General features: G+C 76.4%; 9 protein-coding genes. 2 read left to right on the plus strand and 7 right to left on the minus strand.

Annotation, left to right across the window (positions count from 1 at the left end; translation table 11 throughout):
- Positions 1 to 11: 11 nt before the first annotated feature.
- Genes ABD901_RS50915 through ABD901_RS50925 form a run of 3 tightly spaced genes read right to left on the minus strand, consistent with a single transcriptional unit; the run spans position 12 to position 1,473 of the window.
- A complete protein-coding gene (locus tag ABD901_RS50915; RefSeq protein WP_345140955.1) occupies positions 12 to 407 on the minus strand; it encodes a VOC family protein in 396 nt (131 codons plus the stop codon).
- The gene (locus tag ABD901_RS50920) at positions 404 to 1,120 is read right to left on the minus strand and encodes a metalloregulator ArsR/SmtB family transcription factor (protein ID WP_345140958.1); all 717 of its coding nucleotides are present in this window, start codon (positions 1,118 to 1,120) and stop codon (positions 404 to 406) included. The genes ABD901_RS50915 and ABD901_RS50920 overlap by 4 nt, the downstream gene beginning before the upstream one ends.
- A 14-nt stretch (positions 1,121 to 1,134) precedes the next feature.
- Positions 1,135 to 1,473 (minus strand): DUF6223 family protein, encoded by a 339-nt coding sequence (locus ABD901_RS50925; RefSeq protein ID WP_345140961.1) that lies wholly within the window; start codon positions 1,471 to 1,473, stop codon positions 1,135 to 1,137.
- A gap of 134 nt (positions 1,474 to 1,607) precedes the next feature.
- Between ABD901_RS50925 and ABD901_RS50930 the strand changes: the two genes are divergently transcribed.
- Both ABD901_RS50930 and ABD901_RS50935 read left to right on the plus strand, forming a co-directional pair.
- Positions 1,608 to 2,717: an ATP-binding protein gene (locus tag ABD901_RS50930; RefSeq protein ID WP_345140964.1), complete on the plus strand. Its 1,110-nt coding sequence runs from the start codon at positions 1,608 to 1,610 to the stop codon at positions 2,715 to 2,717.
- Entirely contained in the window at positions 2,714 to 3,376 is a 663-nt protein-coding gene (locus ABD901_RS50935; RefSeq protein WP_345140967.1) for a response regulator, read from the plus strand. Before ABD901_RS50930 ends, ABD901_RS50935 begins: the two co-directional genes overlap by 4 nt.
- A gap of 7 nt (positions 3,377 to 3,383) precedes the next feature.
- Here the strand turns inward: ABD901_RS50935 and ABD901_RS50940 are convergent, their stop codons facing one another.
- The 4 genes from ABD901_RS50940 to ABD901_RS50955 form a co-directional block, all read right to left on the minus strand.
- A complete protein-coding gene (locus ABD901_RS50940; RefSeq protein WP_345140970.1) occupies positions 3,384 to 3,935 on the minus strand; it encodes a hypothetical protein in 552 nt (183 codons plus the stop codon).
- Between the two features lie 50 nt (positions 3,936 to 3,985).
- The gene (locus tag ABD901_RS50945) at positions 3,986 to 4,540 is read right to left on the minus strand and encodes an alpha-ketoglutarate-dependent dioxygenase AlkB (RefSeq protein ID WP_345140973.1); all 555 of its coding nucleotides are present in this window, start codon (positions 4,538 to 4,540) and stop codon (positions 3,986 to 3,988) included.
- Positions 4,541 to 4,550: 10 nt separating this feature from the next.
- Positions 4,551 to 5,198: a response regulator gene (locus tag ABD901_RS50950; protein WP_345140976.1), complete on the minus strand. Its 648-nt coding sequence runs from the start codon at positions 5,196 to 5,198 to the stop codon at positions 4,551 to 4,553.
- A partial coding sequence (locus ABD901_RS50955; protein ID WP_345140979.1) for a sensor histidine kinase occupies positions 5,195 to 6,119 on the minus strand: 925 nt, incomplete at its 5' end. The genes ABD901_RS50950 and ABD901_RS50955, both read right to left, overlap by 4 nt.

A 6,119-nucleotide genomic window follows, 5' to 3' on the forward strand; every position in this document is an offset into this window, starting at 1 on the left:
CGCCGGGTCGCTCAGGCGCCGGCCGGCTGGAACAGCTCGACCGGGTTGCCGGCCGGATCGTCGAAAACGATCTGCCGGCCGCCCGGCCCGGTGACCACGTCGCTGCGGAACTCGACGCCCTCGGCGCGCAGGCGGGCGACCTCGGCGTCGATGTCCGCGACGAGCAGGTGGATGCGGTTCCAGCCGCCGGGGTGGGGCGTGCGGCCGTCCGGCATCGGGCGGCCCGCCGAGCTGGCCGGACCGGACAGGAGAAGGCGCAGGTTGCCGCGGCGCACGTCGGCGAAGGCGGGCAGGAACACGGTGCCGGCCGTGAAGCCTAGGTGCGCGGTGTAGAAGTCCAGCGCGGCCCGCACGTCGTCGACGAGGTACCGGACGTGGACGGTGCTGTCGGTGATGCCGGTCGTCATGATGCCTCCAATGCGAAGAGCAGGAAACCGATCCGCTCGGCGAGCTCGTCGGCGACGCGGTCGAACGCCGGGCGGCCCTCCGGGTCGGCGGCCGGGTCCGGGACGCTCCAGTGCACGGCCGCCGGCTCGCCGGGGAACTCCGGGCACACCTCCCGGACGCGGTCGCACAGCGTGATCACGTGGTCGAAGCGCTGCCCGGCGAGCTCGTCGAGGTGCTTCGGCCGGGCGATGGAGAGGTCAATGCCGCGCTCGGCCATCGCCGCCACCGCGTCGGGGTGGATCGGTCTGGGGCGGCTGCCCGCGCTGAACGCCGCCACCGTGCCGCCGGACCGGACGCGCAGCAGGGCCTCGGCCATCTGGGACCGGGAGCTGTTACCGGTGCACAGGAACAGCACCCGCGCCGGTCGCGGCGACGGGATCTGTGGCGGCGCGTAGCGCAGGCCGGGGTGCAGCGCCCCGCCCGCTGCGGCCAGCAGCTGGCCGCAGCGGGTCAGATCGAGGCGGTAGTAGACGTCGCGGCCGTCGGCGGCGCTGCGCCGGGCCCGGACGAGCTCGGCCTTGCGCAGCAGGCCCAGGTGGTACGACACCAGGCTCTGCTGATCGCCGAGCAGCGCGGTGAGCTCGTGCACCTGGCGGTCACTGCGGGCCAGCTCGGCCAGCAGCCGCCACCGCACGGGATGCCCCAGCGCCTGCAGGAACGCGGGCGGTCCCACGACCCGAGAATACATCAAACAGATTTGATGCGAAACCTGGTCAGTGCGCCGAACACCACGGCGAGCAGGCCGAGGACCACGGCCGCGGCGGCGCCGACCACGCCGTTGCCGGTGCCGGGCCCGCCGTCGGCGGTGGCCAGCACCAGGCCGCCGACGACCGCGCCGGCGGCGCCGGCGACCAGGGCGAACGCGGGGCCGCGCTTCGCGAAGCGGCCCAGGCGTCGCATCAGCGTCAGGGCTCCGACGACCGCGGCGGCCAGCGCCGCCAGGGCGGCCGCCGTGGCGACGAGGCGGTCGAGGGTCAGGGTATGCGCGCCGACGGTCGACGCGGCGTAGAGCAGATGGATGTCCATGGCAACCGATCGTGTCGGCCGGGCCGCCGCGGCGCATCGTGCCGGCGTTGGCATCGGGCCTACTGCGCGCGCAGTAGCCGCGGCCGGTCCGCGCGCAGGATTCGCCGCACGGCAAGCCGGGCTAGGGTGCCCACATGGGCGGCGCACGCATCGGCGTCCGCGACTGGGCGATCGCCGCCGGGGTCGCGGTCATCCTGGTGCTCGGCGGGGTGTCCGAGGACGCCGCGACCGGCCTCGAACCGGTCGGCTACGCGCTGCTGGCCGGTGGCGGCCTGGCGCTGGCCGCGAGTCGCCGCGCGCCGTCGGCCGTCCTGGCCGTCACCGCCGCCTGCGCCGTGGGCTACCGGGCGGCCGGGTTCAACGTGTTCGCGGTCGCGTACCTCGTCGCCGTGTACGCCGCGATGCGCGCCGGCCACCGCAGGGCCACCCTGGCGACGAGCGTGGTCACGCTGGTCGCGCTGCCGCTGGCGGCGATGGCGTCGGGCCTGGCCGCGGGCGCGGCGTTCGAGCAGGCGCGGGGCGTGCTCGAGCTGGCCTGGCTGATCGCCGCCGCCGCGGCGGGCGAGGCGCTGCGCCAGGCCGAGCGGCGCGCGGACGAGGCCGAACGCACCCGCGAGGAGGTCGCGCGGCGCCGCGCCGACGAGGAGCGGCTGCACATCGCCCGGGAGCTGCACGACTCGCTCACGCACCAGATCTCGGTGATCAAGGTGCAGGCCGAGGCCGCCGTGCACGTGGCGCGCAAGCGCGGCGAGCCCGTGCCGGAGGCGCTGCTGGCGATCCGGGACGCCGGGCGGGAGGCGGCGCGCGAGCTGCGGGCGACGCTCGAGGCGCTGCGCGACGACGACCGGTCGCCGCCGTACGGGCTCGAGCACGTCCCGGACCTCGTCGAGCGGGCCCGGGCGGGCGGTCTGGAGGCGTCGCTGACGGTCGAGGGCGACCGCGCCGGCGTGCCCGCCGCGGTGGACCGGACCGGGTACCGGATCGTGCAGGAGTCGCTGACCAACGTCGTGCGCCATGCCGCCTCGGCCGCGGCGGCGGTGCGGATCGAGTACCGGGCCGGTGCCGTGATCGTCCAGGTCGACGACGACGGGCGGGCCACGCCGCAGGCGCCGCCGGTGCCCGGGGTCGGCCTGCTCGGGATGCGCGAGCGGGTGACGGCGCTCGGTGGGCTGCTGCGCGCCGAGCCGCGCCGCGGCGGCGGGTTCACTGTCCGCGCCGAGCTGCCGGTGGAGCCGGCACCGTGATCCGTGTCCTGATCGTCGACGACCAGCCGCTCATCCGCAGCGGCTTCCGGGCGCTGCTCGGGGCCGAGGACGACATCGAGGTCGTGGCCGAGGCCGGCGACGGCGCCGAAGGGGTGGCGCTGGCGCAGCGGCACCGGCCCGACGTCGCGCTCGTCGACGTGCGGATGCCCGTGGTCGACGGCATCGAGGCGACCCGGCGCATCGCCGCCGACCCGGCCCTGGACGGGGTGCACGTCGTCGTGCTGACCAACTACGGGCTCGACGAGTACGTGCTCGAGGCGCTGCGGGCCGGCGCGGCCGGGTTCCTCGTCAAGGACGTCCTGCCGGAGGACTTCCTGCACGCCGTGCGCGTCGCGGCCCGCGGCGACGCGCTGCTCGCGCCCTCGATCACGCGCCGGCTGATCGACCGGTTCGTCGCGCAGCCGCCGCAGCCCGTCCCCGACGCCGCGCTCGATCACCTCACCGCCCGGGAGCGCGAGGCCGTCGCCCTGGTCGCAAACGGCCTGTCCAACCTCGAGATCGCCGCGCGCATGGCGATCAGCCCGGTCACCGCGAAGACCCACATCAACCGCGCCATGACCAAGCTGCACGCCCGCGACCGCGCGCAGCTCGTCGTCATCGCCTACGAGTCGGGCCTGGTCTCGCCGCGCGCGGTCTGAGCGCCGGTCAGGCGACGGCCATCGTGCCCGTGGTGCCGGTGACGCGCCAGCCGGTGCCCGGGTCGTGGCGCACGACGTACGTCAGCCAGGTCGCGCCGAGGCACGCGACGAACCCGTTGACGGCGACCGTCACCCGGTCCTCGTCGCCGCGCGGCGGGCCGAGCGTCACGAGGATGCCGCCGTCCATGACCTGGGCGCAGCCGTCGCGGGTCTCCACCACGGCCTCGCGGGTCGCGACGAACACCACCTTGGCGGTGCCGTCCAGCGCGGCCACCACGGCGCGCTGGGTGTCCGCCGTGATCGGCGTGACGGACGGGCTCGGGCCCGCCGGATCGGCGGCGTCGGCATGGGCCTGGTCGAGCACGTAGACGGCGGGGAAGGCGCGGTCCGGGAAGGAGTTCTCCGAGGGGGTACCGAGGTATCGCCGCAGCACCGCGGCGTAGACCTCGGCCTCGTCGACGCCGGCGGGGTGCTCGACGGCGCCGTCCCCGGTTCGGGCGCAACCGGCCAGCACCACGACCGCCAGGGCGAGCATCGCGCTCGCGATTCTGCGCAGCATGACCTTGAGACGTGCGGCCGGGTGCCGCGGTTCCGCGGCAACGCATCGATTCAGCGGGCCGGCTCGGTGAGCACCGTGCGGAACGTGACCGAGACCCGGCGGCCGCGCGCGGTCCGGCCGCCGCCGGGCGACGGGTCGCTCTTGCGGGCCGCGATCGCGTGGCGCCACTCGTAGCGCGCCGGCCCCGTCATCAGGCACAGGCTGCGCGCCGCGAGCGGCACGTCGACCCGCACGCCGTCGTGGGCGAACTCCATCGTGCAGGCCGAGCCGAGGCTGACCGCGGCGACCTCGGGGCCGAAGCACGGAACGCAGTCGGTGTGCGCGCTGATGCCCTGCCCGGGCAGGTACTCGTTGACGATCACCTGGTCGGGCTCGAACGTCAGGCGGGCGCCGAGCGCCACCGCCCAGTCGGGCAGCGGGGTGCGCTCGCGGGCCGCGACCGCGCGGCTGGTGTAGTCGTAGCGCATGCCGTAGTGCTGCACCCGGCGGCGCAGCTCGGTGGACCAGGGAGCGGCGTCGACGGCCGCGAGCAGCGCGAGCTCTTCGTCGGTGGTGATCCATTCCGCGGTGTACCGCAGGCCGGGCACGGTGCTGGATTCGGACACGCGTACGAGACTACGGCTCGCCCGCAACCCCGTGCTCCCACGCCCAGGCGGCGATCTCGACCCGGTTGCGCAGCCCGAGCTTGGTCTGGATCGTCGACACGTGGCTCTTCACGGTGCTCAGCGAGATGAACAGCGCCGCGCCGAGCTCCTGGTTGGTGCGCCCGCGCGCGATGAGCCGCACGACCTCCAGCTCCCGCGCGGACAGGCGCGCATCCACGGCCAGGGCCCTGCCCGGCGGGCGCAGGTGCCTGAGCAGCCGCACCGTGATCGACGGCGACACCAGCGCGTCGCCCGCGTGCGCGGCCCGCACCGCCTCGACCAGCAGCGCCGGCCCGGCGTCCTTGAGGATGAACCCGGCCGCTCCGCCGCGCAGCGCGCCGTAGACGTACTCGTCGAGGTCGAACGTCGTGACCACGATGACCCGCAGCGGCTCGGCGACCCCCGGCCCGGCGAGGGCGCGGGTGACCTCGAGCCCGTCGAGGCGCGGCATGCGGATGTCGACGAGGCACACGTCGGGCCGCAGCCGCCGGGCCGCCTCGATCGCGGCCACCCCGTCGGCGGCCTCGCCGACCACGGTGATGTCGCCGGCGTCCTCGAGGATCAGCCGCAGCCCGCCCCGCACCATGGCCTGGTCGTCGGCGATGAGCACCCGGATCATCGCGGCAACCGGGCCTGCACCGACCAGCCGCGCCCCTCGCCGGGCCCGGCAAGCAGACGACCGCCGAGCGCCTCCACCCGCTCGCGCATGCCGATCAGCCCGAAGCCGCCGGGCCGGCCGAGCCCGCCGCGGGGCGCGGGCGCGCCGTCGTCGGTGACCTCGACGGTGACCTCGTCGCCGTCGAGCGCGACCCGCACGGTCACGACACCGGCCTGCACAGCGTGGCGGGCCACGTTGGTCAGCGCCTCCTGCACGATGCGGTAGACGGTGCTGGTCAGCTCCGGCGGCCAGTCGGCGGCGTCCGGCGGCAGGTCGAGGCGCACCTCGCGCGCGCCGTCCCGGCCGCCGAAGCGCTCGACCAGGGTCTCGATCCGCTCGGGCTCGCTGGTGGCCGGCGCGGCGTCGCCCGCGTCGCGCAGCAGCCCGACGACCCGGCGCATCGCGGCGAGGGCCTCCGTGCCGGCCGCCTCGATCCCGGCGATGGACTCCTCCAGGCCCTCGGGCCGCCGGCGGGCCACGACCCGCGCCGCCTGCGCCTGCACGACGATGCCGGTGACGTGGTGCGCGACGACGTCGTGCAGCTCGCGGGCCAGGGCGAGGCGCTCCTCCCGGCGCACCGCCTCGGCGGCCTCGACCCGGCGCTGCTCGAGCTGGCGCAGCCACAGCCCGGCGCCGGCGCCGGCCACCCAGGCGAGCACGCCGGCGACCGCGACGACCGAGGCGCCGCCGGACGTCGGCCGGGCCGACAGCAGCGGCCCGCCGGCCAGCACCGCCAGGGCCGCGCCGGCGATCGCCGGCGCGGGCCGGGCCGCCAGGCGCCGCACCGCGGTGGCCACCAGGGCCGCGAGGGCGAGGCCGAGCGTCGGCTGCGGCTCGACCGGCACCCCGGCCACCCGCGCGCCGCCGCCCGCGCGGACCGCC

It is taken from the genome of Dactylosporangium darangshiense, from assembly GCF_039537565.1.
Taxonomy (GTDB): Bacteria; Actinomycetota; Actinomycetes; order Mycobacteriales; family Micromonosporaceae; genus Dactylosporangium; species Dactylosporangium darangshiense.

What these genes read in the sequence shown, in the direction of transcription:
- ABD901_RS50915 (WP_345140955.1), bottom strand. Translation starts at nt 407, where the DNA reads ATGACGACCGGCATCACCGACAGCACCGTCCACGTCCGGTACCTCGTC.
- ABD901_RS50925 (WP_345140961.1), bottom strand. Translation starts at nt 1,473, where the DNA reads ATGGACATCCATCTGCTCTACGCCGCGTCGACCGTCGGCGCGCATACC.
- ABD901_RS50930 (WP_345140964.1), top strand. Translation starts at nt 1,608, where the DNA reads ATGGGCGGCGCACGCATCGGCGTCCGCGACTGGGCGATCGCCGCCGGG.
- ABD901_RS50940 (WP_345140970.1), bottom strand. Translation starts at nt 3,935, where the DNA reads ATGCTGCGCAGAATCGCGAGCGCGATGCTCGCCCTGGCGGTCGTGGTG.
- ABD901_RS50950 (WP_345140976.1), bottom strand. Translation starts at nt 5,198, where the DNA reads ATGATCCGGGTGCTCATCGCCGACGACCAGGCCATGGTGCGGGGCGGG.